Genomic DNA, 23,290 nt, shown 5'->3' with positions numbered 1-23,290 from the left:
ACCGCTCAGCTCAGACGCTGCTTGAGACCCTCGAGCTCGTCACGCAGCGAGGAGGGCAGCTTCGGGCCGATGAACTCGAAGAGCTCCTCGATCGACGGGATCTCCTGGCGCCACTCGTCCGGGTTGAACGCCAACGCCTCGGCGACGTCCTCCGTGGCGACGTCCAGGCCGCTCACGTCGATCGCCTCCGGCTTCGCGACGATGCCGATCGGGGTCTCGATGCCCTCGGCCTCGCCCTCGATCCGACCGACGATCCACTTGAGCACGCGGCTGTTCTCGCCGAAGCCCGGCCACAGGAAGCGGCCGTCGTCGCCACGACGGAACCAGTTGACGTAGAAGACCTTTGGGAGCTTGGACTCGTCGGCGTTCTTGCCGAGGTTGATCCAGTGCTGCAGGTAGTCACCGACGTGGTAGCCCATGAACGGCAGCATCGCCATCGGGTCGCGACGCACGACGCCGACCTTGCCCTCGGCCGCGGCGGTCTGCTCGGAACCGACGGTGGCACCCATGAAGACGCCGGTCTGCCAGTCGCGGGCCTCGGTCACCAGCGGGACGGTGGTCTTGCGGCGGCCGCCGAACAGGATCGCCGAGATCGGCACGCCCTTCGGGTCGTCCCACTCGGGAGCGAGCGACGGGCACTGCGCGATCGGGGTGCAGTAGCGCGAGTTCGGGTGCGCGGCGGGACGATCCGAGTCCGGGGTCCAGTCGTTGCCCTGCCAGTCGGTCAGGTGGGCCGGGGCCTCGCCGTCGATGCCCTCCCACCAGATGTCGCCGTCGTCGGTCAGGGCGACGTTGGTGTACAGGGTGTTTCCGGCCTCGATGGTCTTCATCGCGTTCGGGTTCGAGTCGTAGCTCGTGCCCGGGGCGACGCCGAAGAAGCCGAACTCCGGGTTGATCGCGTACAGGCGGCCGTCCTCGCCGAAGCGCATCCACGCGATGTCGTCGCCGACGGTCTCGGCCTTCCAGCCGGGGATGGTCGGCTGCAGCATCGCGAGGTTGGTCTTGCCGCAGGCGCTCGGGAAGGCGGCGGCCACGTAGTAGACCTTGTTCTCCGGGCTGGTCAGCTTCAGGATCAGCATGTGCTCGGCCATCCAGCCCTCGTCACGGGCGATGACCGACGCGATGCGCAGCGCGTAGCACTTCTTGCCGAGGAGGGCGTTGCCGCCGTAACCCGAACCGAAGGACCAGATCTCGCGGGTCTCCGGGAAGTGGGTGATGTACTTCTCGGTGTTGCACGGCCACGGGACGTCCTTCTGGCCGGGCTCGAGCGGCGCGCCGACCGAGTGCAGCGCCTTCACGAAGAAGCCGTCGTCGCCGAGGATCTCCAGGACACGCGGGCCCACGCGGGTCATGATCTTCATCGACAGGACGACGTACTCGGAGTCGGTGATCTCCACGCCCAGCTTCGGGTCGTCGGAGTCGAGCGGGCCCATGCAGAACGGGATGACGTACATGGTGCGTCCGCGCATGCAGCCGCGGTACAGCTCGGTCATCGTGGCGCGCATCTCGTCCGGGGCGACCCAGTTGTTGGTGGGGCCGGCGTCCTCTTCCTTCTCCGAGCAGATGAAGGTGCGGGACTCGACGCGCGCGACGTCGGCGGGATCGGAGCTGGCGAGGAACGAGTTGGGCTTCTTCTCCTCGTTCAGCTTGACCAGGGTGCCGGCCTCGACCAGCTGAGTGGTGAGACGATCCCACTCCTCGTCGCTGCCGTCCGACCACACCACCCGGTCGGGCTGGGTCAGTTCGGCGACTTCGGCAATCCAGGCCAGCAGCCCCTGATGCTTGGTCGGAGCGTTGCTCGGGTCCAATCCGGGAATGGTGGCTGCGGTCATCGGTGGGGCCTCCTGGCGAACGTGTGACCAGCTGAGATGGTCACCTTTCAGTCGTCTGGTCATCCAGGATACGTGCACCGAGCGCCCGCTAGGTCGCCGGGGCTTGGACTGCGGTTTTTCCCACATTTCGCAGATCAGGACCAAAGTCCCTACTGCGTCAGGCCCTACTGCGTCGCCACAGTGGTGGGCGGCGCCTTCCCCCGAGCCGATGTCAGCCGATCCGCCCGGAGTCGCCCGGGATCCATCTCCCGGTCTCCGGATCGAGCACCGCCGAGCTGAACTCCCCGTCGGAGCCGATCTCGGTGATCTTGTCGACCTGGCCGTCGCGATCGCTGTCGGTGTAGACGGTGAACCCGTCCGGGCCGTTGCGGGTCAGGGAGTCGTTGACACCGTCGTCGTCGGTGTCCACCTCGGCCGGCCCGAGGTCCCAGATCCGCCCGTCCTCGTGCATCCACAGGTGATCGTCGAGATCGTCGGCGGGCGGTCCGGGGCGGATCGCGGCGACCGTCTCGAAGACCGGATCGAAGCCGATCGACCCGAGGGGATCGGTGTGCGCCTCACCGGGGTCGCCGGGTCCGCGGAGCGGTTCACCCGGACCGAGGCCGTCGAAGATCGAGTCCATCGGGTTCACCTGTTCCCATCGTCGACGCCGGAATCGTTCCCGCCGACCGGGCCGGTCCACATCCGTTCGACGAGAGCGGTCAGGTCGCGATGCACCGCCCGGGCACGCTCGGCCCGTTGCCGCTCCCGCCCGGCAACGGCGCCGCCGCGCAACCGCCGCACGGACTCGTCGATCCTGGCCACCTGCTCGTCGACGCGTCGCGCGCGGCGCTCGTACGCCCGGCCGATCTGGCCGGCGATGGCGGTCTCGGCCGCCGCGGCCCGCAGGCCGAGCTGATGGTCGAGAGCAGCGCGCGCGGCCGCGAGTTGCTCGGCGTCGCGCGCCGCCCGCCCGGCCCGGTCGAGTGCGCCGCGTCGGACGCGGATGATCCAGGCCGCCACCGCCACCCCCAACAGCAATGTGAGCGGCATGCTGATCCACTGCAGGGTCTGCACCGACGCCATCGGGGCCACGACGAGGCGCCCCACGCCCAGGCCGGTCGACGCGCCGATGACGACCAGCAGCGCGTCCTCGGCACCGGTGCGACGGCGCCTCGCCGCCCCGTCGGCGGGCAGCGGGGTCTCGGTCCACGGCGGCCGCGCCGCCGGCTCGGGGTCGAGACCGACGAGCGTGGTCGCGGAGACCTCGTCGATCCTCTCGTCGGTGGCGCGTTGCAGGCGGGTGGACAGCTCCGACCAGCGCTGCTGCAGCCATTCCCGGTGCCGGGTGCCGGGCGCGGAGTCGGCGGCGAGCGCCGACAGTTCGCGGACCCCGGCGGTCAGGTCTGCCGCCGACTGGGCGCGGGCACGTGCCAGGCCGGCCCGCAGTGCGGCGAGCCGGTCCGGCCGTCCGCGGTCGCGTCCGGCAAGCAGCTCGCGACGCCGCGCGAGCAGGTCGTCGAGACCGTCTCCGTCCGCCGCCGCGGGGGCCTCCGGGCAGAGGAGGTGTTCGACGGCGCCGATGCCCGCGGACACTCGGGCGCGTGCGTCGCGCACGGTCGCCGGGGCGTCGAGCGCCTGCCGGATCCAGGAGATCAACTCGTCGACGCCCGATTCGTCGGCGGCGCCGCCGAGCGCCGCGGCCGCCGACACCCCGAAGACGGGCAGGGTGCCGAACGGGTCGAGGCTCTTGCGGTGGGCACGCACGACGCGCGGCCACTCCCAGAACGCGTCGATGCGGCTGCACACCAACGCGACGGTCCCGACGCGGGCTCGCGCACCGTCGAGCAGACGCTTCTCCTCCTCGCCCACCGACGACGACGGGTCGACGACGATCACGGCCACGCCCGGCGCCGGCCGATCGGCGGACTCCGCGGTGTCGCGGGCACGGAAATCGAGGTCGGCGGCGAGGGAACGACACGCCTCGACGAGGGTGCGGACCCCGACACCCTCGGTCCCCAGGACCAGCACCGCGTCGCCGGACCGTACCCGCCGTGCGTCGAACCCGGTGAGGTCACGGGCCGCGTCGAGGAGGTCGGCACTCATGCGACACCTCCCGTCGCGAGCAGCCGTTCCGCCCCGTCACGGTCCAGCCCCCGGGCCGCCGCGCGTTCGAGTTCGGCACGGATCTCGTCCTCGCGCCTGCGGCGCACCAGCGCCACCCGCTCACCGATGGGACCGGCCAGATCGTGCACGCCGCTCAACGCATGCAGCGTCCGGTTGAGAGAAGCAGCGTCGGCGGCGTCGGACCCCTCCGCCAGCAGCGACAACGCCGTGTCGACGCCGAACGCGTCGATCCGTCGCAGCAGGGCCTCGCGGACGGCCCGTTCGGCCGATCCCGGGCGTCCCACGAGGAACCGGCCGGCCATCGAGGGCATCTCGGCGCCCGCGGCCGCCAGTTCCGTCAGCGCGGTGAACATCCGGTCGTCGAGGTCGGCGCAGGCGAGCAGCTGCGAGACGACGTGGACTGGGGTGCCCAGCCGCGTCGACCAGCGCCGGGCCACGGCGACCGCGGTGTCCCAGTCCGGATGGGTGTCGGCCTTGCCCAGGACGACGAGGGTGCGGTCGGCGGGAGCCGACCGCAGCAGGTCGTGGTCGGCGTGACGCGGCGGGCCCGCCAGCACGAGGACCCACAGGTCGGCGTCGGCGTCGGCCCCCGCCCCGTCCGCGGGTCCGGTCGCCGTGAGGCGCAGGCGCTCGCGCAGCGCCCGCACCATCGTGTCGCGGCCGGTTCCGGGGCGTCCGATGACGTGTGCGTGCAGCGGGCGCAGGAAGCGGCACCCGGCGGCGTCGAGGATCGGGACCAGCGGTGACGCCGGATCGACGAGACGGGCGAGTTCTCCTCGTTCGGCGGCGCCGGACAGCGCGGACGACGCGCCCGCGTCCGGCCACCCCTCGGGTGCCGGGCCGGCCGGCCTCACCACGCTGCCCCCACGACTCATGCCCTTCCCGGGCTCTGTCACCCGGCCGTTGTGCTGTCCTCGCCTGCGTGTCCCGCGGCTGGCCCGAGATTAATCGTGTTTCGCCCCACCGGCCGGTCGTCGTCCACACCCCCTGCCGACCCCGGTCGGCGGACAGAACTTTGCGGACACGATCACCCGCGACTTCGTGTGACGCCGTCCATGCGCAACGATGGAGCTGTGAACAACAGCGCTGACAGGTCGCGGCTGTACCCCCGCGTGACGAGTTTCCGTTTCCGCCGGGGCACCCTGACTGCCGGACAGCAACGCAACTGGGACAACCTCTGGCCCGTGCTCGGCCGAGACCTCCAGACCGGCGCCGAACGCATTCCCGAGCCGCAACTCGACCTCGACGCCCACTTCGGACGCACCGCCCCGAAGGTCCTCGAGATCGGCTCCGGCACGGGTGTGTCGACCGCGGCGATGGCCGCCGAGGAACCCGACGTGGACGTCCTCGCCGTTGAGGTCTACAAGCCCGGCCTCGCGCAGCTCCTCGGCCTCATCGGCCGCAACGGCCTGACCAACGTCCGCCTCATCCGCGGCGACGCGACGGTGGTGTTGCGGGAGCTCATCCCGTCGTCGAGCCTGACCGGGATCCGGCTGTTCTTCCCGGACCCGTGGCCCAAGAAGCGTCATCACAAGCGGCGTTTCGTCCAGACGGGCACACTCGAGTTGATGGCCGACCGCCTCGTCCCCGGCGGGGTGCTCCACATCGCGACCGACCACGCGGACTACGCGGAGTGGATCGCCGAGAAGCTCGCGACCCAGAACCCCGATCGTCCGCACGTCGTCCAGCTGACCCGCGAGTCCCCGATTCTGCTGGAACGCCCGACGACGAAGTTCGAGGGTCGTGCGGAGCAGGAGGGCCGGCGCGTCAACGAGTTCGTCTACACGCGACCCATCCCGCCGGCGTCCCCCTCCGGCGACGACCCCGACGGGAGCCCGTCATGACCCAGCCCACCTCGTTCGCCGAGACCATCTCCGGGCAGTCCGGCTCACGCCGCATGCTGCTGGTGTGGGACGCGCCCAACATGGACATGGGACTCGGAGCGCTGCTCGGGGGTCGCCCGACGGCGGCTCACCGCCCCCGTTTCGACGCCCTGGGGCGCTGGCTGCTGCATCGCACCGCCGATGCGTCCGCAAACGCGCCCGAGCAGGGCCAGATCGAGCCCGAGGCGACCGTCTTCACCAACATCGCCCCCGGCAGCGCCGACGTCGTGCGCCCGTGGGTCGACGCCCTGCGCAACGTCGGTTTCGCGGTGTTCGCGAAGCCCAAGCTGACCGACGACAGCGATGTCGACTCCGACATGCTCGACCACATCGAGCTCCGCAGGCACACTGTGGGTCTGGCCGGTGTGATCGTGGCGTCCGCCGACGGCCAGGCATTCCGCGAGCCGCTCCTCGAGGTTGCGGCCGACGGCGTGCCGGTCACCGTCATCGGATTCCGCGAGCACGCCAGCTGGGCGCTCACCACCGAGGGACTCGAGTTCATCGACCTCGAGGACATCCCCGGCGTGTTCCGCGAGCCGCTCCCGCGCATCGGTCTGGACTCGCTGCCCGACGACGGCGCCTGGCTCCCGCCGTTCCGGCCGCTCAGCGCGTTGTTGCGTTGACTGCGCGGACGGCGTCCGGGGCCGTGGGTCTGGTCACATCAGGGCCCGGTCACCGGGTCGCGGACCCCGACACCTCAGGGATCACTCAGGCAACGCTGTCAATATCTCTGCGAGAACTGAGAGAATCGCGACCGGTGCCGTCGGCCATCCCGACACGGTGCCGCCCGAGCGCAACGACGGCCTGACACACCGGCGAACCCGTCAGGCGCCCGACACGTCGCACACGAAAGGACATCAGCGTGTTCCGAGTCATCGGCACATTCGTGTACCGAATGCGCTTCCTCGTCATCGCGGTGATGATCGCCCTGATGGCGGGACTCGGGCTGTACGGTCTCGACCTCGGCAAGCATCTGAGTCAGAGCGGATGGTTCGACCCCACGTCGGAGTCCGACCTCGGCGCCCGCTACGCCGACAAGGCCCTCGGCCGCGACCACACGTCCGATGTCATCCTCCTGGTCACCCCGCCCGAGGGGACCCGCGTCGACGACCCCGAGTTCGGCAAGAAGGTCGAGTCCTTCGTCGAGGACCTGATCGCGACCCATCCCGACATCGTCGGCCGCAGCGACCCCGGCATGTACGACCCGTTCCTCGACCAGCAGCCGCAGGCCAAGAAGGCGCTGCAGGAGCGACTGTTCACCGAGGACGGCCGGCACGCGTTCATCTCGATCGGCGTGGCCGGCGAGGACGACACGACGGTCCTCGAGAACTACAAGACGATCGAGCCGTTCTTCTCCGACATCCCGGAGAGATTCGATCTCCCGGGCACCACCTTCGAGCTCGCCGGCCTGCAACCGGTGGCGGGCAGCATGGCCGACGGCATGGACAAGGACATCCACCGTGCCGAGGTGATCGCGCTGCCGGTGGTGGCGATCATGCTGTTCTTCGTGTTCGGCGGCGTCGTCGCCGCCTGCCTCCCGGTGCTCATCGGCGGTCTCACGATCGCCGGCTCGCTGGGCATCATGAAGTTCCTGGCGACCACCACCGAGCTGAACATCTTCGCGCAGTCGGTGGTGACGCTGATCGGTCTCGGCATCGCCATCGACTACGGCCTGTTCATCGTGTCCCGCTTCCGCGAGGAGATGGCGGAGGGTTATTCGACGCAGGCCGCGGTGCGCAGAACCGTCATGACCGCGGGTCAGACGGTCGTGTTCTCGGCGACGATCATCGTCGCCGCCCTGGCGTGTCTGCTGATCATGCCGCAGGGCTTCCTGAAGTCGGTGGCCTACGGCGCCATCAGCTCGGTGTCGCTGGCCGCGATCCTGTCGATCACCGTGCTGCCGGCGATCCTGGGCATCCTCGGCCCGCGTGTGAACATGCTGTCGATCAACACGCTCATGAACTGGACCGTGGTGCCGCTGACCCGCCGCTTCGCCGGTGACGAGCGTGCCGACAAGATCGCCGACCGCTTCAGCGGGCGGATGAAGTCCAAGAAGGAGATCGAAGAGGGCTTCTGGGGACGCCTGGCCACGTGGGTGATGAAGAACCCGGTGAAGACCGCGGTGCCCACGGTCCTGCTGCTGTTGGCGCTGATCATCCCGTTCGGCAGCATCCAGTTCGGCGGCATCAGCGAGAAGTACCTGCCGCCGGACAACCCGAACCGCGCCGCGCAGGAGAAGTTCGACGAGTACTTCCCCACCGAGCGCACCGAGGGCATCAAGCTGGTCATCGTCTACGACCAGACCAGCCAGGACGACCAGAACAAGCTCGACGCGATCGCGAAGCGGGCCGACCAGGTCCCGGGCTTCACCAACAAGTTCAGCGATCCCGACAAGGCGCAGTTCGGCTCGTACGACGAGGAGAAGTACCCGAACATCGGCGTCTACCAGGTGTCGGCGGGCCTGCAGGACCGCAACACCGCGGCCGAGGCGATCAAGCAGTTGCGCGCGATCGACACCGAGGGCCTCACGATGTACGTGACCGGCACCCCGACGCTGACGCAGGACTCGATCGACGCACTGATGAACCGGTTGCCGCTGATGGCGGTGATGCTGGTCCTCGTCACCGGCCTGCTGATGTTCCTGCAGTTCGGCTCGGTGGTCCTGCCCATCAAGGCCGCGCTGATGTCCGCGTTGGGCCTGGGTTCGACGCTGGGCATCCTGACCTGGATCTTCGTCGACGGCCACGGCTCGGGCATCGCCAACTTCACGCCGGGCCCGCTGTTCGCGGCGATCCTGGTCCTGATCATCGCGATCGTGTTCGGCCTGTCCACCGACTACGAGGTGTTCCTGCTCTCCCGCATGGTCGAGGCCAGACAGCGGGGTGCGAGCACCACCGAGGCGATCCGCAGCGGCACCGCGCACACCGGCGGCATCATCACCGCGGCGGCGGCGATCCTCGTGGTCGTGACCGGCGCGTTCGGCCTGTCCGAGATCGTGATGATGAAGTACATCGCCTACGGCATGATCGCGGCCCTCATCCTCGACGCCACGGTCATCCGCATGCTGCTCGTCCCGTCGGTGATGAAGCTGTTGGGCGACGACTGCTGGTGGGCTCCGCGTTGGATGCAGACCCTGCAACGCAAGATCGGCCTCGGCGAGACCGTCCTCGACGACGAACCCGACGAACAGCGCGATGCACGCGCCCATCGCGCGGTGAGCGCGGGCACCGTGGTCGCCGAGGCCCCGACCTCGGTGATGAAGGCCGCCCGCCCGCGCACCGCGGGTGCCGTCCCGCCGCGTCGCGGACCCGGCGGTGACCGCCCGGGCGCACCGCGTCCCGGCGTGCCGCCGACGAGCCTGCCGAGCCGCAGCGGGCCCATGACCACTGCGTCGGCGCCCGGCGCCCAGAAGCCCGGTGCCCCGACGCCGGGTGCGCCGTCGACCCGGGCACCTCGTGCTGCCGCACCGTCGGCCGACGCCCGCCCCGGTGGCGTGCCGCCGCGTCCGGCAGGCCCGGTCCCGCCCGCGCGCGCCGTACCCGGCCGCGTCGGCCCGTCGGCGCCGCCCGCGGGTTCGTCGCCCGGCGTCCCCGGCACGGCACGGCCGGGCAGCCGGCCCGCCACGCCGTACGGGCGCCGCAGCCGCCCGAAGAGCGATCGTCCCGACACCGGCGGCTGGATTCTCGGCGAGGGCGGCATCCGCCTGGGCGACACCTCGACCGGCGACAAGGACAGGGCCCGTCCGACCGGCACCACTCCCCCGCCGGCCCCTCCTGCGCCCGAACCGCCGGCTCCCGCCCCGATCCCCGCTGCGCCGGGCGGATCGCCGCTGGACCGTCGGCCGGAGCTCGACAACGACCGCCTGCGTCCACTGGCCGCGTCGGTGACCCCGGAGAACTCGACCCCGACCACGCGCGGACGGCGATCGCACGGTCCCTCGCCGTTGGATCGCGGGCTGAGCCCGGACGCCACGCCGGCGGCCTCGCCCCGGCCGGGCACCCCGGCGCCGGACGGATCGCGTTCGGGTGACGACGGGTCGTCCCGCCGCCGCCCGCGCAGCACCGACCGGCACGCGCGTTCCGAGGACTCCGACGACGCGCAGATCAGCGTGCAGGAGTTGCTGAAGCGCAGTCGCTCCGAGCAGTGAGATCCGTTCGGGGCAGCAACGATCCGCGGTCCTGACGACGCGGCGGGGCTCAGTCCGCGTCGAGCCCGTTCTCGATGACGTAGCGGGTGAGTTCCACCCGGTTGCCGAGCTGCAGCTTCCGCAAGGTCGCCTGGACGTGGTTCTCGACGGTCCGATGACTGAGGGAGAGCCGCTTCGCGATCTGCTTGGCGCTCAGTCCTTTCGCGACCAGGCGCAGCACCTCGGTCTCCCGCTCGGTGAGTTTTGGCGCGGCGGGCGAGGATTCGGGCTCCTGCGACATCCGGCGGTACTCGCCGAGGACGAGTCCGGCGAGCCCGGGGGTGAACACCGCCTGCCCGGCCGCGGTGGCGCGCACCGCGGCGACCAGTTCGTCGCGCGACGCGGACTTCACGAGGTAGCCACTCGCCCCGGCCTTCACCGCGTCGAGGACGTCGTCACGCTCTCCGGAGGCGGACAGGACGAGGATGCGGGTCTGCGGGGACACCTCCAGCACCGCCGCGGTGGCCTCGGTTCCCGAGCCGTCGGGCAGTTGCATGTCCATGAGCACGACGTCGGGCGTGACCGCGGCCGCGCGACGCCCCGCGCTGCCGACCCCGTCGGCGGTGGCGACGACCTCGAATCCCTCGTCCTCGAGATCCCGGGCCACTGCGTCGCGCCAGATCGGGTGGTCGTCGACGACCATGACGCGCAGACGTGAGTCCCTGTCCCCCTTATCCCCCTTGCCCTTGTCCCCCATGCCCGTGTCGCCCATGGTCTTGTCCGGCGCCGAGTCTCCGTGCATGCTCCCCGCCCCTCCGTCCCCGTGTCCTCGCGTTCTGCGGTCCGTGCGTCTCTCGGTCCGTGCGTCTCTCGGTCGTCTATCGGTCGGGCGGCTCAACCCCGACGACCCCCGCGCGGGACCGTGAACTCCCACTCGGTCCCGCCCCCGGGTTCGGTGTCGAGCACCGCGGTCCCGCCCAACGATTCGATTCTGCCGACAATCGAGGCGGCCACCCCGAGACGCCCCTGCGCCGCGGCCTCCGCGAGGCGCCCCTCCGGGATGCCGGAGCCGTCGTCGCGCACACTGACCACGACGTCGTCGGCGAGGTCCTCCACCAGCACATACGCCCGCGCTCCGGGACCGGCGTGGTGCCGGGTGTTGTCGAGCGCGTTGACGACGGCGGCGCGGATCTCGGACGCGATGTGGGCGGACACCATCACCGGTCCGGCGGGCGAGCTCACCGAGACCCGGTCGGCGGCCAGCGCCCGCAGCACGGCGGCGAGGTCGGTCTCGGCGGCACCGTCTGCGTCGGGGGCAGGGGCATCCACGTCGCCGGTGTCGGAGATCATCCGACGCAACTGCAGTTCCTGTTCTGCTGCGAGTGCCGCGAGTTCGGCTGTGGGCCCGCCGATCTCACGTCCGCGCCGCGTGATGAGGGCGAGGACCTGCAGCACGCCGTCGTGCACCTCGCGCGCCAGCCGTTCGCGTTCCTCGGCCCGCGCGGCGATACGGGCCGCCGCTGCGAGCTTCTCGTGGTTCCGGCGGGCCTGCAGCGCGGCCAGTCCCACGGCCATGCCGGTCACGACGATCACGATGATCGTGGCGTTGCGCCCGAAGTTGAGGTTCAGGTGGCCTTCACGAAGGTGCTCGTCCCGCCCACGATCAGGCCCGCGATGATGCCGCCGACCGGACCGGAGAGGATCGCCACCGAGACGACGGCGTTCGTCGCCCAGAGGGTGGTGGGCCACGTCTGGTTGTTCCACGCCCAATCCCGGTCGGCGACAACGGAGGTCGACAACATCAGGGCACACACCAGGATCACCTCGGTGCCCACCCAGTACCAGTTGCGCGCGAACCCGACGAAGTATCCGACGCCGCTGACGAGGGTCCACAGGGTCAGCACCCCGAACAGGGTCCAGGCGGTCGCGCGGTGGTCCAGGTCGGGGTTCACCGCGATCTGAAATCCCAGCGAATACAGGTAGGACAGCAGGCGCAGGATCTGCGCGCCGCGCCACAGCGGGGTGACCGGGTCCGCGTCGACGTCGCGGGCGAGTCGCCCGGCCTCGGTGTCGCGCGTCTGGACCGACCGGATATCGGCACCCGCGGCCGAGACCCTCGGCCCGCGGAGCAGTCGCTCCCAGCGCGACGCCACGGTCATGGGCGTGGTCGCCCCTTTCGCTCGTCGGGACCGTCGTCGGCCTCACCGGGCGCGGTGTCGCCGCCGGTCTTCTCACCCGCTTCCTTCGCAGTGGCCAGCGCCTTGGCGGCGGCGTCCGGATCAGGGGCGTCCCAGACCGGCTCGGCCGGTTCGACCACCCCGACCCCGTCGACCGAGCCGAGGACCTTCCCTCCAGTCTCCTCGGGCGGGACCGCACCGCGCAAGTGGCGGACCGCGGTGTTGAGGAACGCGATGAGGGGCACCGCCAACAGGCCGCCGATGATGCCCGCCGAGACCATGCCCGCGGTGATGGCCAGGACCACCGCGACCGGATGCAGACGCACCGAGCGGCCCAGCAGGAACGGCTGCAGCACGTGGCTCTCCAGCTGCATCACGCCGACGACGATGGCCAGCGCGATGATCGCGGCGATCCAGCCCTTCGTGATCAGTGCGACGAACACGGCCAGCGTGCCGCTCAGGAGCGCACCGACGATCGGGATGAACGCGCCCAGGAACACCAGCGCGCCCAGCGGAAGCGCGAGCGGCACCTGCAGGATCGCGAGTCCGACGCCGATGCCGCAGGCGTCGACGAAGGCGACCACCACGGTGGCCCGCACGTAGCCGACCAGCGTGCCGAAGCCCGCGATGCCGGCGCTCCACACCCGATCCCGGCTTCCGGAGGGGATCACGCCGACCGTGAAACGCCAGATCTGCGCGCCGCCGTAGAGGAAGAAGATGACCAGGAAGACGGTCAGTAGGGCGCCGGTGATGATCTCGGTGGCGGTGGTGGCCGTGGCGAGCGCACCGCTGGTGACCTTGTCCTGGTTGTTCTGCAGGAACTTCAGCAGATCGCTGCCGACGTTCTGGACCTGCGACTGGTCGAAGTCGAGCGGACCCTCGACCAGCCACTGCTTGGTCTGCTCGATGGTCTGCTCCACCTCCTCGACCAGTTGCGGGAGACCGCGCATGAACTCGCGGACCACGAAGGCCAGGACGGCGGCGATGAGGCCCAGTCCCAGGACGATGTTGAGTAGGACGGCCAGCGAGCGGGGCACCCCGCGGCGGTCCATCGCGTCGACCACCGGCACCAGCATCGCCGAGATCAGGATGGCCAGGGCGACCGGCACGAGCACCTCGTCGAACCGCAGGAACAGCCTGCCTGCGACGTAGGCGGCGGCCAGGAGCAGCAGGATGCGCCACGCCCATTCCGCGGCGGCCCGCACCTGCGGGTGGACCTTGGACCGGTCGAAGGACGCGAGATCGAGGACTTGCTGCGGCCGACCGGCCGGTTCGGCTTCTCTCACGAGAGCAACAGTAGACAGTAGGGGACGACGTTGGCAGGCATCGACCGGCGCGATTACGTGCCGCGATTCGGTCCACTGAACGGGCGCTTTTTCGGCGGGGACAGGTGGCTGCCCTAGGGTGTCACCTATGTCGGAGGATGTCGGTTCGCCAGGGCAGAAGGCGGTACGCCCGGCCTCACGTCCCCGCTTCTGGTGGGTCCGATGGATTCTCCTGGCCGTCGTGCTGGTCATCCTCGGCGTCGAGGTGGTCCTGATCTGGCCCGAGCTGAAGAAGGCCTGGCTGCGGATCGGCGACATCAAATGGCACTGGGTGCTCGCCTGCACGGTCGCCGCGATGCTCTCGATGGACAGCTTCGCCCAGGTCCAGCGCGCCCTGCTGAGGTCCGCCGGCGTGCCGGTCACCCAGTGGAAGTCGCTGTCGGTGATCCTGGCCGCGAACTCCCTGAGCCAGACGATGCCGGGCGGCCAGGTGCTCGCACCCGCCTTCACCTACCGGGAGACGCGCAAGTGGGGCGCGACGCCGGTCGTCGCGTCGTGGCAGGTGGTGATGTCCGGCCTGCTCGCCGGCGTCGGGCTCGCGGTGCTCGGTTTCGGCGGCGCCATGCTCGCCGGCGCCAAGACCAGCCCGTTCTCGGTGGTCTTCTCGGTGACCGGCTTCATTGCGGTCGCGGTCGTGCTGCAGTACCTCGCAAGCCACCCCGAGTCGCTGAAGAGCACGGGCATCCGCGTGCTCGGCTGGATCAACCAGATCCGCAACAAGCCCGACGACCACGGCACCGACAAACTCTTCGAGACGCTCGAGCAGCTGCGCGCGGTGCAGCTGACCAAGCGCGACACCTCGATCGCCTTCGGGTGGAGCCTGTTCAACTGGGTCGCCGACGTCGCCTGCCTGATGTTCGCGTGCTGGGCGGTCGACGCCCACCCGAGCATCTCCGGCCTGATGGTCGCCTACGCCGCCGGCAAGGCTGTGGGTACCGCGGTGCCGCTGCTCCCGGGCGGCATCGGCGTCGTCGACGCCGTGCTGGTGCCGGCCCTGACCAGCGCGGGGATGCCCGCGGCCGACGCCATCACCGCCGTGCTGATCTATCGCATCATCAGCTACGTGTTCGTCGCGGCCGTGGGCTGGGTCGTCATCGCGTTCATGTTTCGCAACCGCATCCGGCGTGACGACACCTTCATCGACGAGGTGGAACACGACCTCGCCGAGTCCCAGGGCGCCGAGTCCCAAGGCGCCGAGGCCCGGAGCGTCGAGTCCTCAGACGCCGGGACCGGGCATCCGCCGGACCCGTCACCGGCCGAACACGGCCGAGGGCAGGACACGGATCCACCGCCCGACCCGGTACGGTAGACGACCATGCCGAGCACCAACCCGACCGAAGCGGGCACCTCGCCGGCACGGGGGATCGCCACCGGTCCGGTGGCCGCCCTGTTCGACGCGGTCGCCATCCTGATCTTCGTGGTGATCGGGCGGGCCAGCCACGAGGAGAGTTACGCGCCGGTCGCCTTCCTGCACACCTTGTGGCCGTTTCTCGTCGGCTGCGCGGCAGGGTGGTCGATCACCTACGTCTACGCCCACGTCCGTTCGGCCGACTTCTTCGACCACGACTTCCGCCCCGACCGCGTCGTGCCGGTGGGAATCGTCATCTGGGTCTGCACGGTGGCCGTCGCGATGGTGCTGCGATTCATCCTCAGCCAGGGTGTGGCGGCCAGTTTCGTGATCGTGGCGACGGTGGTGCTCGGACTGCTGCTGCTCGGCTGGCGCGCGATCTTCGCGCTCCTCGGCCGGCGCGCCGCCGCCTGAGCCGGCCCGGGACCGGTTCGCATACCGATCCCGGGGACCCGACTACTTGATGGTGAAGTACTTCTGGGCCACCTGCAGCGCGGCGGTGCCCGACTTCTCGCCCTCGGTGTAGATGACGATGACCTTGCCGCCCTGGATGCCGACGAACCACCCCGGACCCTGCGGCCCGTTGGTCCCGACCAGCGCCTTCAGGCCGGGTGCCCGCGTGAGGTCGCTGGCGTCGCCGGTCGTCGCGGTCGCGGTCATCGCCTTGAGGATCGGGTCGACCAGCGCGGGTTCGAGAGCGCCGAGTTCCCCGCCCGTCACCTTGGTGGGGACGTTCTTGAGGACGAACGGCGGCACCGACGACGGATCGCCGGCCGCGGCGCGAGCCAGCGCGACGCCGAGCGCGCCCATGTTCGCCATCGACATGTTCGTCTGGTTCGGCCGGTACCCGATGGTGGTGATGCCGGGCTGGTCGGCGATCGGGACGCTCGCGCCCGGGACGGTGAACTGGACGCCGAGCCCGAGCTTGTCGAGCAGGGTCTCGGCCCGCTCGGGCTGCGACTCGGAGAGCCGGCCGATCGCGTCGAAGACGGGATCCAGCGTCTTGCCCACGGGGTAGGGCTTGTCGATGTCGATCTCGCGGTCGGCGGCGTAGGTGTTCTGCGCCATGCCCAGGATCGCGCCGGTCTGCGCGTCGAGCGCGAGGATGGTCGCCGGCTGCCCGACCTCGACCGCGGCGTCGCCGAGGGTCAGCTGGACACCCTGGTCCACGGTGGACAGCACGTCGGGTCCGGGCGGCCCCTGCTCGCCGGCCAGCTTCCGCGGACGGTCGCCGGGGTTGACCAGTTGGACCTGCCAGCCGGCGGTGGCGTCCCGGATGGCCTGCCAGTAGTTGGTCAGCCCGTCCTCGAGCGGCGACGACAGCCGGCGATCGGCCATCACGAGGCGCTCGGTCCGCTTGACGCTCACGCCGGTGATCTTGGCGGGGTCGCCGGCGAGGACCTGCAGGTCGGGCTCGCGCAGGGCGACCGCGACGACCGGCTTGCCGGGGTTCGCGGCGAGCTCGGCGGAGATGACGTCGGCCGTGATGAGGGGGGCGATCGGGGCGATGACTCCCGCGACGGCACGCACGGTGGCGGGGAGGTCGCGGGCTCGTGCAGGGTCGATGACGATCTCATGGATCGGCTCGAGGTGCATGAAGACCTTGCCGGAACGGCTGCGCACCGACGGCGCGGGCGTGGCGTCGGTGCGGATCTCGCGGAGGTGGCCGCCGGCGGTCAGACCGGGATGCAGGATCGCGGGATCCCAGGTGACCTTCCAGCCCGACGACAGCTTGCGGGCGGTACCCTCGCTGCTGGCCTCGAACTCGCGGTCCTTGCCCCAGGTCCACTTGGTGGTCACCTCGAAGGTGGCGGTGCCGTCGCTGTACTCGACCGGGTTGTCCACATCGACGTCGACCTGCTGCGCGGACATCGCGCGCAGCGTGGTGGTCAGGGTCTCACCCGCCTGACCGGGCGCGGTGGTGTGGTTCGCGGCGCCGCCGGCGTCCTGACGGCTCAGCGCGGTGGCGAATGCATCGATGGCGGCGGCTGCACCGGTGTTCGACGAATCGGTGAGCGCGCAGGAGCTCACGACGACGGCACAGGTGACCGCGGCACAAGCGGCGGACGTTGCTCGCTTGACCCAGATCTTCATGAACTCAATTTTCACTGTTGTAACACCCGAAATCGACTTCGCCAGCTTCCATTCGGGAATCAAGCCGGTCACGAACACATATCGGCATGTGATCCGGAACCCCACAGATCAACCTCGTGACCGACAGCGCCCCCGCGACTCGTCGGCCCGCCCCGGCTCGCGCCGCGGCTCGCCCTTCCGAATATAAGCCAAACCGGACGCGGCCCGGCCTTCTACCTCCTGCGATCATGGGGTCATGGCTTACACCGTGCTCCGGGCCGGCGACCGTTTCGTGACGACGACCGACTGGCTGACCTCGCGGCACAGCTTCTCCTTCGGAGACCACTACGACCCGGACAACACCCACTTCGGCGCGTTGCTCGCCGTCAACGACGAGATCGTCTCTCCGGGTGAGGGTTTCGATCTTCATCACCACCAGGAGAGCGAGATCGTGACCTGGGTGGCGTCGGGGACGCTCGTCCACCGGGACTCGGCGGGACACTCCGGCGTGCTGTACCCGGGCCTCGTCCAGCGGATGAGTGCGGGCACCGGCGTCGACCACTCGGAGCGCAACGACCCGTGGCCCGGCCTCCCGGGCTCGGGCACGGAACCGGTCCGCTACGTCCAGATGGTGCTGATGCCCGACCGCCATGGGCTCGCCCCGGAGCACGAGCAGGCCGATGTCTCGGACCGACTGGCCACCGGGGACCTCGTCCCCGTCGCCTCGGGGGACCCGGGCCGCGGCGCCGCCCTCTCCATCGCCAACGCGGGCGCCACGCTCTTCGCCTGCCGGCCCGGCGCCGGAACGACCGTCGCGATACCGACCGCGCGGTTCGTCCACGTGTTCGTCGTCGACGGCGAGGCCGAGATGTGCGTCGACGGCGAGACCGCGTCGCTCGGCGCCGGCGACGCGGTTCGAGCGGTCGACGCCGGAGCGCTCACCCTGTCGACGGCGTCAGGCGCCGAGGTCCTGGTGTGGGCGATGGAGACGGGCCTGGGCGGCCCCGCGGCGTAGCCCCCGCCTACTCCCCGGCGCGCGACAGCGCGTGCAGGTCCTTGGCCGTCGGCGACTTCTCGACGGTGTCGGGGTCCGGGTATGTGCCGAGTAGGCGGTCGACGGTGCCGGCGGTGGTGACGGCGAACCAGTAGTGCTCGTTGCGATAGTGATGGAACCGGTGGTTGCGCCACAGCGCCCGGTAGAACGCATGCCGCGGGCGGTAGTCGGAATGGATGAGGTAGTGCGTCCACTCGTAGACGAGTCCGATCGCGGGGAGCACCACGAGGAACGTCAGACCGCGTTCGACGCTGGTGAAGACGACCAGTCCCACGACGAGCGCGGCGGCGATCACCATGAGCAGCACCTGCCAGGGGATGAAGATCAGCGGGATGTCGCGGGGGTCGCGATGGTGTTCGCGGTGCTTGCGGGCGACCAGCGGGTCGACGACCAGCGGCCCGAGGCGCTTGGGGCGCCAGTGCAGCACGAACACGTGGATCAGCCACTCCACCAGCGGGAAGCTCGCGATCATCACGACCGGAACCAGCAGGTCGGCGAGCCCCCACCCGCCGACCAGGATCCGCGCGACCAGCGCCGACAGCAGGAAGACCCCCATGATCCAGGGCGACGGGTGCCGGGCGAACTCGGCGAGCGCGGCGCGCAACGACGCCGAGCGACGTAGCCGCATCCGTCGTTCGTCGGCCGCGACCCGGCGCCGGGCCCTGGTGTCGATCTCATCGGCGGACATCAGTCACCATCTCCCGAATCGGTACTGCCGGAACCGTTTTCGCTTCCTGTCACCCCGGCCCCGGCGGCCCCGGCCCCGTCCCGCCCGGCGTCGGCGAGTGCGCGACAGAGGTCGAGCAGCGCGGCGGTGGCAGGTTCGAGGAGTGTCCGGGCCGCGCCTTCGGCCCGCTCCGGGTCGCCGGTGCGCAGGGCGTCGACGAGTGCGCGATAGCCGTCGATGTTCCCGACCTCGGGTTCGAGCACGGCACCGAGCGCGGGCAGCGCGGGTTCGTAGGCCGCGCGCAGCGAGTTGTACATGAGCCGGAACGCGATCGAGTCGGCCGCGTCGACGACCGCGCTCCAGAACTCGAGCGCGACGACCTGCTGTCCGACGGGGTCGGGTTCGGCGGCCAGATCGTCGACGATCGAGGCCAGGAGGGCGAGGCCGTCGTCGGTGATCCGCTGTGCGGCGAGCCCGGCGACGTGAGGGCCGACCGCGGCGCGGGCCTCGACAATGGACCGCGCGACATCCGGCGCGAGCTCGCCGTTGCGGATCAGCAGACGCGGCAGCAGGTCGAGTCCGCCGGATCGCGCGACATCCCGGACCCGGGCGCCGTCACCCTGGCGGATGGTGACGAGCCCGGCGGCCGCGACCCGCTTGAGCGCCTCGCGCACCGTCGGGCGGGACACCCCGAGCATCCGGGCGAGCTCCCGCTCGCTGGGCAGCGTGTGGCCCGCAGGCAGGTCGCCCGACAGGACTCCCTCGACGATCTGCTCGAAGACGGCCTCGGGCGCGCTCTGCTGGGATATCGGCTCGAACGGCATGCCTGTGACCGTAGACACATCAGGCCAGGTGGTCAAGTGGTCAGACCAATTGACTGATCCCTGACCCGTGGCACCCCACCGCGCCGTCCGTCAGCGCAGTCGATCGAGCAGCCGCAACCACACCTCGCTCACGGTCGGATACGACGCCACGGCATGCCAGAGCCGCGACACCGGCACCTCGCCGACGATCGCGACGGTCGCCGAATGGACGAGTTCCGCGGTCTGCGCGCCGACGAAGGTCGCACCGACCAGGACGTCGCGCGCGGCGTCGACGACGAGATTCGCGTGCCCCGGACGATCGGGGTCGAGCAGGTACGAGCCGGCCACCGCGATGTCGTCGTCGACGACGCGCACGTCGAGACCGGCCTTCTCCGCGTCGGCGCGGGTCATCCCCACCGAGGCGATCTCCGGCCGGGTGAACACCACCTGCGGCACGGCGCCGTGATCGGAGCTCGCGGCGTATCGCGGGTCGTCGAGATCGCGCCCCTCGGCGCGCGCCGCGATGACGTCGCCCGCGACCCGAGCCTGGTACTTGCCCATGTGGGTGAGGGCGTTGCGCCCGTTGACGTCGCCGACCGCGTAGAGCCACGGGTGGCCGGGCACGGTCAGCCGGTCGTCGACACCCAGCGGGCCACGCGCGGGCAGCCCGAGCACGTCGAGCCCGATGTCGGTCGTCGCCGGCGCCCTGCCCGCCGCCACGAGGATCTCGTCGACGACGAGCTCGCCGGCACCGTCGCCGCCGAGCCGCACCGTCGCCGGTCCACCGTGGAGCCGGCCGTATCCCGTCGCCTCCGCGCCGGGGCGGTCCACGGACTCGATCGTCGTGTTCATCCGGATGTCGGCGCCCCGCTCGCGCAATGCCGCGGCGACCCGCTCCCCGGCGAAGGGTTCCATCCGCGGCAGCAATCGCTCTCCCCGGACCGCCATCACGAGCTCGCGCACGCCGAGATCGAGCAGCCAGGTCGCCGCCTCGCAGGCCACGACGCCCCCGCCGAGCACCAGTGACCGCTGCGGGACCTCGACGAGGTTCGTGGCATCCCGCGACGTCCACGGCAGCGCCTCGCGCAGGCCGGGTATCGGTGGGATCGACGCGGTGCTCCCGGTGGCGACGACCACCGCCTCCCGCGCGGTCAGGACGCGGTCGCCGACGGCCACCCGTTTCTCCCCCGCGATCCGGCCGTGGCCGCGGATCACCTCGATGCCCGCACCGGTCGCCCACCGGACCTGCCCCGCGTCGTCGTGGGTGGCGCCGGAGGACCCGCGGCGCCCGGTCACCGTGTCGCGCCAGCCGAGGACGGCGCCCGGGTCCGGCCCCGGCGCGGTGAGGCGATCGCGGGAGCCCGGCAGGGCGCGCGCCGCGTCGAGCGCGGCACCCGGTCCCAGGAGCGCCTTGCTGGGCATGCAGGCCCAGTACGAGCACTCGCCGCCCATCAACTCGTGTTCCACGATCGCGGCGGTCCGGTCGCTGCCCCTGATCGCGTAGTCCGCGACGTTCTCGCCGACCGGTCCGCCGCCGATCACGACGACGTCATAGGTGTCTTCTCCCGCCATGGATCCACGGTAGGGACAGTGCCGGACGGCCGTTGCGGTTTCGCGTCACACCGCCCGGCCGGCGGTTACGCCCTGATCGAACGCGGCTGACGGATCGGGGGTGACGGTGACAGGATGGAACGCGTGACTGCTTCGCACACCGACCTCAAGTCCGGCCTCGACCTCGAGTGGGTCGACGATTCCGTCCGCGTCCAGGACGACCTGTTCGCACACGTCAACGGCAAGTGGCTCGAGTCGCACGTCATCCCCGAGGACCGTTCCGTCGACGGCGCCTTCCACGTGCTGCGCGACAACTCCGAGGAGAACGTCCGCGACATCATCACCGAGTGCGCCGCGTCGAACCCGGAGAGCGGGACGGACGAACAGAAGATCGGCGACCTCTACGCCTCCTTCATGGACACCGACCACATCGAGGCGCTCGGCATCGGGCCGATCACCGGCGAGCTGGAGAAGATTGCCGCCATCGACTCGGTCGACGCACTCGCGCGCCGCATCGGACGCCTGCAGCGCCACGGCGCCGGCGGCCTCTTCGGCTACTACGTCGACACCGACGCCAGGCGGTCCGACCGCTACCTGGTGCACGTCACCCAGTCCGGGCTCGGCCTGCCCGACGAGTCGTACTACCGGGAGGACAAGCACGCCGCCACGCGTGACGCCTATGTCGCGCACGTGGAGCGCATGTTCGCCCTCGCCGGGTTCGACGACGCCGCCGCGCGCGCCGCGGTGATCCTCGACCTCGAGACCGCGATCGCCGCCCAGCACTGGGACGTCGTGCGCCGGCGCGACGCCGAGCTCACCTACAACCTGATGTCCCTCGACGAGTTCTCCTCCACCGCAGACGGTTTCCCGATCGGCGAGTGGCTGGGCGGGCTGGGCACCACCGGCGAGCCCACCTTCGCCGAGGTCGTCGTCGCGCAGCCGTCCTTCGTGTCCGGCGCGGCGTCGCTGATCGCCTCGCGTCCGCTGGAGGAGTGGAAGACCTGGTTGACGTGGCGTCTGCTGCGGTCGGCCGCCCCGTACCTGTCGTCGGCCTTCGTCGACGAGAACTTCGACTTCTACGGCCGCACGCTGACGGGCGCGGAGACCATCCGCGACCGCTGGAAGCGTGGCGTGGCGTTCGTCGAGGACGCGATGGGCTTCGCCGTCGGCAAGCTGTACGTGGCCAAGCACTTCCCGCCGGAGGCCAAGGCCCGGATGGACGAGCTGATCGCCAACCTCGTCGAGGCCTACCGCCGCAACATCTCCGAGCTGCCGTGGATGACCCCCGAGACCCGGGAGAAGGCACTGGCCAAGCTCGACAAGTTCAACCCGAAGATCGGCTACCCGGCCCACTGGCGCGATTACAGCGCGCTGACCGTCGACCGGGGCGACCTCATCGGGAACGTCGCCCGCGCCTCGTCGTTCGAGCAGGACCGCGAGTTCGGCAAGATCGGCAAGCCCGTCGACCGCGACGAGTGGTTCATGACCCCGCAGACGGTCAACGCCTACTACAACCCGGGCATGAACGAGATCGTGTTCCCGGCCGCCATCCTGCAGCCGCCGTTCTTCGACCCGGAGGCCGACGACGCGGCCAACTACGGCGGCATCGGCGCGGTCATCGGCCACGAGATCGGCCACGGTTTCGACGACCAGGGCTCCAAGTACGACGGCGACGGCAACCTCGTGAACTGGTGGACCGACGACGACCGGACCGAGTTCTCCAAGCGCACACGTAAACTCATCGAGCAGTACAACGAGTTCACCCCGACCGGGCTCGACCCCGAGCACAAGGTCAACGGCGAGTTCACCATCGGCGAGAACATCGGCGACCTGGGCGGCCTGTCGATCGCGCTGAAGGCCTACCAGATCGCCACCGAGGGCGCCGGGAGCGCAGCGAGCGGGCCCCATGACACCGGCGCCGGGAGCGCAGCGAGCGGGCCCCATGACACCGGCGCCGGGAGCGCAGCGAGCGGGCCCGATGCCGACGGAACGGAGCCGCCGGTGATCGACGGGCTCACGGGCGTGCAGCGGGTGTTCTTCAGCTGGGCGCAGATCTGGCGGACCAAGACCCGTGACGCCGAGGCGATCCGGCGCCTGTCGATCGATCCGCACTCGCCGCCGGAGTTCCGCTGCAACGGCGTCGTCCGCAACATCGACGCCTTCTACGAGGCGTTCGACGTCAAGCCGGGCGACGCGCTGTACCTCGACGAGGACCAGCGGGTCCGGATCTGGTGAACGGGACGACCGGCGCCGGCGGGTCGGCAGACGACGCCCCGGCGCCGGAGTCTCCGGCCCCCACGGCCCAGAAGACCCCCATAACACAGACCCCCACATCACAGACCCCC

At 70.6% G+C, this 23,290-nt stretch carries 17 protein-coding genes and 1 pseudogene; 7 read left to right on the top strand and 11 right to left on the bottom strand.

The window, feature by feature from the left end:
- Positions 1-5: 5 nt before the first annotated feature.
- The 4 genes from E1P53_RS14080 to E1P53_RS14065 all read right to left on the bottom strand — a co-directional run bounded on the left by E1P53_RS14080 (position 6) and on the right by E1P53_RS14065 (position 4,813).
- Entirely contained in the window at positions 6-1,832 is a 1,827-nt protein-coding gene (locus E1P53_RS14080) for a phosphoenolpyruvate carboxykinase (GTP) (protein WP_006900200.1), read from the bottom strand.
- A gap of 211 nt (positions 1,833-2,043) precedes the next feature.
- Positions 2,044-2,454 (bottom strand): DUF6802 family protein, encoded by a 411-nt coding sequence (locus E1P53_RS14075; protein WP_109239704.1) that lies wholly within the window; start codon positions 2,452-2,454, stop codon positions 2,044-2,046.
- A gap of 5 nt (positions 2,455-2,459) precedes the next feature.
- Positions 2,460-3,917 carry a hypothetical protein gene (locus tag E1P53_RS14070; protein ID WP_131734682.1) on the bottom strand — a complete coding sequence of 486 codons (1,458 nt, stop codon included), beginning with the start codon at positions 3,915-3,917 and terminating at the stop codon, positions 2,460-2,462.
- Positions 3,914-4,813, bottom strand: coding sequence for a hypothetical protein (locus tag E1P53_RS14065; RefSeq protein WP_247601398.1), 900 nt, complete (start codon positions 4,811-4,813; stop codon positions 3,914-3,916). The genes E1P53_RS14070 and E1P53_RS14065 overlap by 4 nt, the downstream gene beginning before the upstream one ends.
- A gap of 180 nt (positions 4,814-4,993) precedes the next feature.
- Between E1P53_RS14065 and trmB the strand changes: the two genes are divergently transcribed.
- The 3 genes from trmB to E1P53_RS14050 all read left to right on the top strand — a co-directional run bounded on the left by trmB (position 4,994) and on the right by E1P53_RS14050 (position 9,968).
- Complete coding sequence (gene trmB / locus E1P53_RS14060; RefSeq protein ID WP_040526674.1) at positions 4,994-5,782, top strand: tRNA (guanosine(46)-N7)-methyltransferase TrmB; 789 nt, start codon at positions 4,994-4,996, stop codon at positions 5,780-5,782.
- The gene (locus tag E1P53_RS14055; RefSeq protein ID WP_006900205.1) at positions 5,779-6,444 is read left to right on the top strand and encodes an NYN domain-containing protein; all 666 of its coding nucleotides are present in this window, start codon (positions 5,779-5,781) and stop codon (positions 6,442-6,444) included. The genes trmB and E1P53_RS14055 overlap by 4 nt, the downstream gene beginning before the upstream one ends.
- Before the next feature lie 239 nt (positions 6,445-6,683).
- Positions 6,684-9,968 carry an MMPL family transporter gene (locus tag E1P53_RS14050; RefSeq protein WP_131734681.1) on the top strand — a complete coding sequence of 1,095 codons (3,285 nt, stop codon included), beginning with the start codon at positions 6,684-6,686 and terminating at the stop codon, positions 9,966-9,968.
- Positions 9,969-10,017: 49 nt separating this feature from the next.
- On the opposite strand, the gene E1P53_RS14045 is transcribed toward E1P53_RS14050, so the two are convergent.
- From E1P53_RS14045 to E1P53_RS14035, 3 genes and pseudogenes are all read right to left on the bottom strand, one after another.
- A complete protein-coding gene (locus E1P53_RS14045; protein WP_006902362.1) occupies positions 10,018-10,704 on the bottom strand; it encodes a response regulator in 687 nt (228 codons plus the stop codon).
- 137 nt (positions 10,705-10,841) lie between these two features.
- Positions 10,842-12,040, bottom strand: a pseudogene (macS, locus tag E1P53_RS14040) (MacS family sensor histidine kinase).
- A 62-nt stretch (positions 12,041-12,102) separates the two neighbouring features.
- A complete protein-coding gene (locus tag E1P53_RS14035) occupies positions 12,103-13,410 on the bottom strand; it encodes an AI-2E family transporter (RefSeq protein WP_131734680.1) in 1,308 nt (435 codons plus the stop codon).
- 127 nt (positions 13,411-13,537) lie between these two features.
- Here E1P53_RS14035 and E1P53_RS14030 point away from each other — a divergent pair, with 127 nt between their 5' ends.
- Both E1P53_RS14030 and E1P53_RS14025 read left to right on the top strand, forming a co-directional pair.
- Complete coding sequence (locus tag E1P53_RS14030; protein WP_040527532.1) at positions 13,538-14,758, top strand: lysylphosphatidylglycerol synthase transmembrane domain-containing protein; 1,221 nt, start codon at positions 13,538-13,540, stop codon at positions 14,756-14,758.
- Between the two features lie 6 nt (positions 14,759-14,764).
- The gene (locus tag E1P53_RS14025) at positions 14,765-15,211 is read left to right on the top strand and encodes a DUF3054 domain-containing protein (RefSeq protein ID WP_131734679.1); all 447 of its coding nucleotides are present in this window, start codon (positions 14,765-14,767) and stop codon (positions 15,209-15,211) included.
- A gap of 42 nt (positions 15,212-15,253) precedes the next feature.
- Here E1P53_RS14025 and E1P53_RS14020 read toward each other — a convergent pair whose 3' ends face one another.
- On the bottom strand, positions 15,254-16,891 hold the full coding sequence (locus E1P53_RS14020) for an NTF2-like N-terminal transpeptidase domain-containing protein (protein ID WP_131734678.1): 1,638 nt from the start codon (positions 16,889-16,891) through the stop codon (positions 15,254-15,256).
- 235 nt (positions 16,892-17,126) lie between these two features.
- On the opposite strand from E1P53_RS14020, the gene E1P53_RS14015 reads away from it, so the two are divergent.
- On the top strand, positions 17,127-17,885 hold the full coding sequence (locus E1P53_RS14015; RefSeq protein WP_006902354.1) for a pirin family protein: 759 nt from the start codon (positions 17,127-17,129) through the stop codon (positions 17,883-17,885).
- Between the two features lie 7 nt (positions 17,886-17,892).
- Here the strand turns inward: E1P53_RS14015 and E1P53_RS14010 are convergent, their stop codons facing one another.
- The 3 genes from E1P53_RS14010 to E1P53_RS14000 form a co-directional block, all read right to left on the bottom strand.
- Positions 17,893-18,612: a sterol desaturase family protein gene (locus tag E1P53_RS14010; protein ID WP_109239670.1), complete on the bottom strand. Its 720-nt coding sequence runs from the start codon at positions 18,610-18,612 to the stop codon at positions 17,893-17,895.
- Positions 18,612-19,415 carry a FadR/GntR family transcriptional regulator gene (locus E1P53_RS14005; RefSeq protein WP_131734677.1) on the bottom strand — a complete coding sequence of 268 codons (804 nt, stop codon included), beginning with the start codon at positions 19,413-19,415 and terminating at the stop codon, positions 18,612-18,614. Before E1P53_RS14005 ends, E1P53_RS14010 begins: the two co-directional genes overlap by 1 nt.
- Before the next feature lie 90 nt (positions 19,416-19,505).
- Positions 19,506-20,966 carry a dihydrolipoyl dehydrogenase family protein gene (locus E1P53_RS14000; RefSeq protein ID WP_006902351.1) on the bottom strand — a complete coding sequence of 487 codons (1,461 nt, stop codon included), beginning with the start codon at positions 20,964-20,966 and terminating at the stop codon, positions 19,506-19,508.
- Between the two features lie 114 nt (positions 20,967-21,080).
- Between E1P53_RS14000 and E1P53_RS13995 the strand changes: the two genes are divergently transcribed.
- Complete coding sequence (locus tag E1P53_RS13995; protein WP_131734676.1) at positions 21,081-23,180, top strand: M13 family metallopeptidase; 2,100 nt, start codon at positions 21,081-21,083, stop codon at positions 23,178-23,180.
- Positions 23,181-23,290: the final 110 nt, after the last annotated feature.

The sequence above is a fragment of the Gordonia paraffinivorans genome, from assembly GCF_900683595.1.
In the GTDB taxonomy this organism is placed as follows: domain Bacteria; phylum Actinomycetota; class Actinomycetes; order Mycobacteriales; family Mycobacteriaceae; genus Gordonia; species Gordonia paraffinivorans.
The sequence above is the reverse complement of the archived record's forward strand: the minus strand, read 5'-3'. Positions and strand labels throughout refer to the sequence as shown.

Excerpts from the sequence above, each read along its gene's own strand:
- E1P53_RS14080 (WP_006900200.1), bottom strand. The coding sequence starts at position 1,832 with ATGACCGCAGCCACCATTCCCGGATTGGACCCGAGCAACGCTCCGACC.
- E1P53_RS14075 (WP_109239704.1), bottom strand. The coding sequence starts at position 2,454 with ATGGACTCGATCTTCGACGGCCTCGGTCCGGGTGAACCGCTCCGCGGA.
- E1P53_RS14070 (WP_131734682.1), bottom strand. The coding sequence starts at position 3,917 with ATGAGTGCCGACCTCCTCGACGCGGCCCGTGACCTCACCGGGTTCGAC.
- E1P53_RS14065 (WP_247601398.1), bottom strand. The coding sequence starts at position 4,813 with ATGAGTCGTGGGGGCAGCGTGGTGAGGCCGGCCGGCCCGGCACCCGAG.
- trmB (WP_040526674.1), top strand. The coding sequence starts at position 4,994 with ATGCGCAACGATGGAGCTGTGAACAACAGCGCTGACAGGTCGCGGCTG.
- E1P53_RS14055 (WP_006900205.1), top strand. The coding sequence starts at position 5,779 with ATGACCCAGCCCACCTCGTTCGCCGAGACCATCTCCGGGCAGTCCGGC.
- E1P53_RS14045 (WP_006902362.1), bottom strand. The coding sequence starts at position 10,704 with ATGGGGGACAAGGGCAAGGGGGATAAGGGGGACAGGGACTCACGTCTG.
- E1P53_RS14030 (WP_040527532.1), top strand. The coding sequence starts at position 13,538 with ATGTCGGAGGATGTCGGTTCGCCAGGGCAGAAGGCGGTACGCCCGGCC.
- E1P53_RS14025 (WP_131734679.1), top strand. The coding sequence starts at position 14,765 with ATGCCGAGCACCAACCCGACCGAAGCGGGCACCTCGCCGGCACGGGGG.
- E1P53_RS14020 (WP_131734678.1), bottom strand. The coding sequence starts at position 16,891 with ATGAAGATCTGGGTCAAGCGAGCAACGTCCGCCGCTTGTGCCGCGGTC.
- E1P53_RS14015 (WP_006902354.1), top strand. The coding sequence starts at position 17,127 with ATGGCTTACACCGTGCTCCGGGCCGGCGACCGTTTCGTGACGACGACC.
- E1P53_RS14010 (WP_109239670.1), bottom strand. The coding sequence starts at position 18,612 with ATGTCCGCCGATGAGATCGACACCAGGGCCCGGCGCCGGGTCGCGGCC.
- E1P53_RS14005 (WP_131734677.1), bottom strand. The coding sequence starts at position 19,415 with ATGCCGTTCGAGCCGATATCCCAGCAGAGCGCGCCCGAGGCCGTCTTC.
- E1P53_RS14000 (WP_006902351.1), bottom strand. The coding sequence starts at position 20,966 with ATGGCGGGAGAAGACACCTATGACGTCGTCGTGATCGGCGGCGGACCG.
- E1P53_RS13995 (WP_131734676.1), top strand. The coding sequence starts at position 21,081 with ATGGAACGCGTGACTGCTTCGCACACCGACCTCAAGTCCGGCCTCGAC.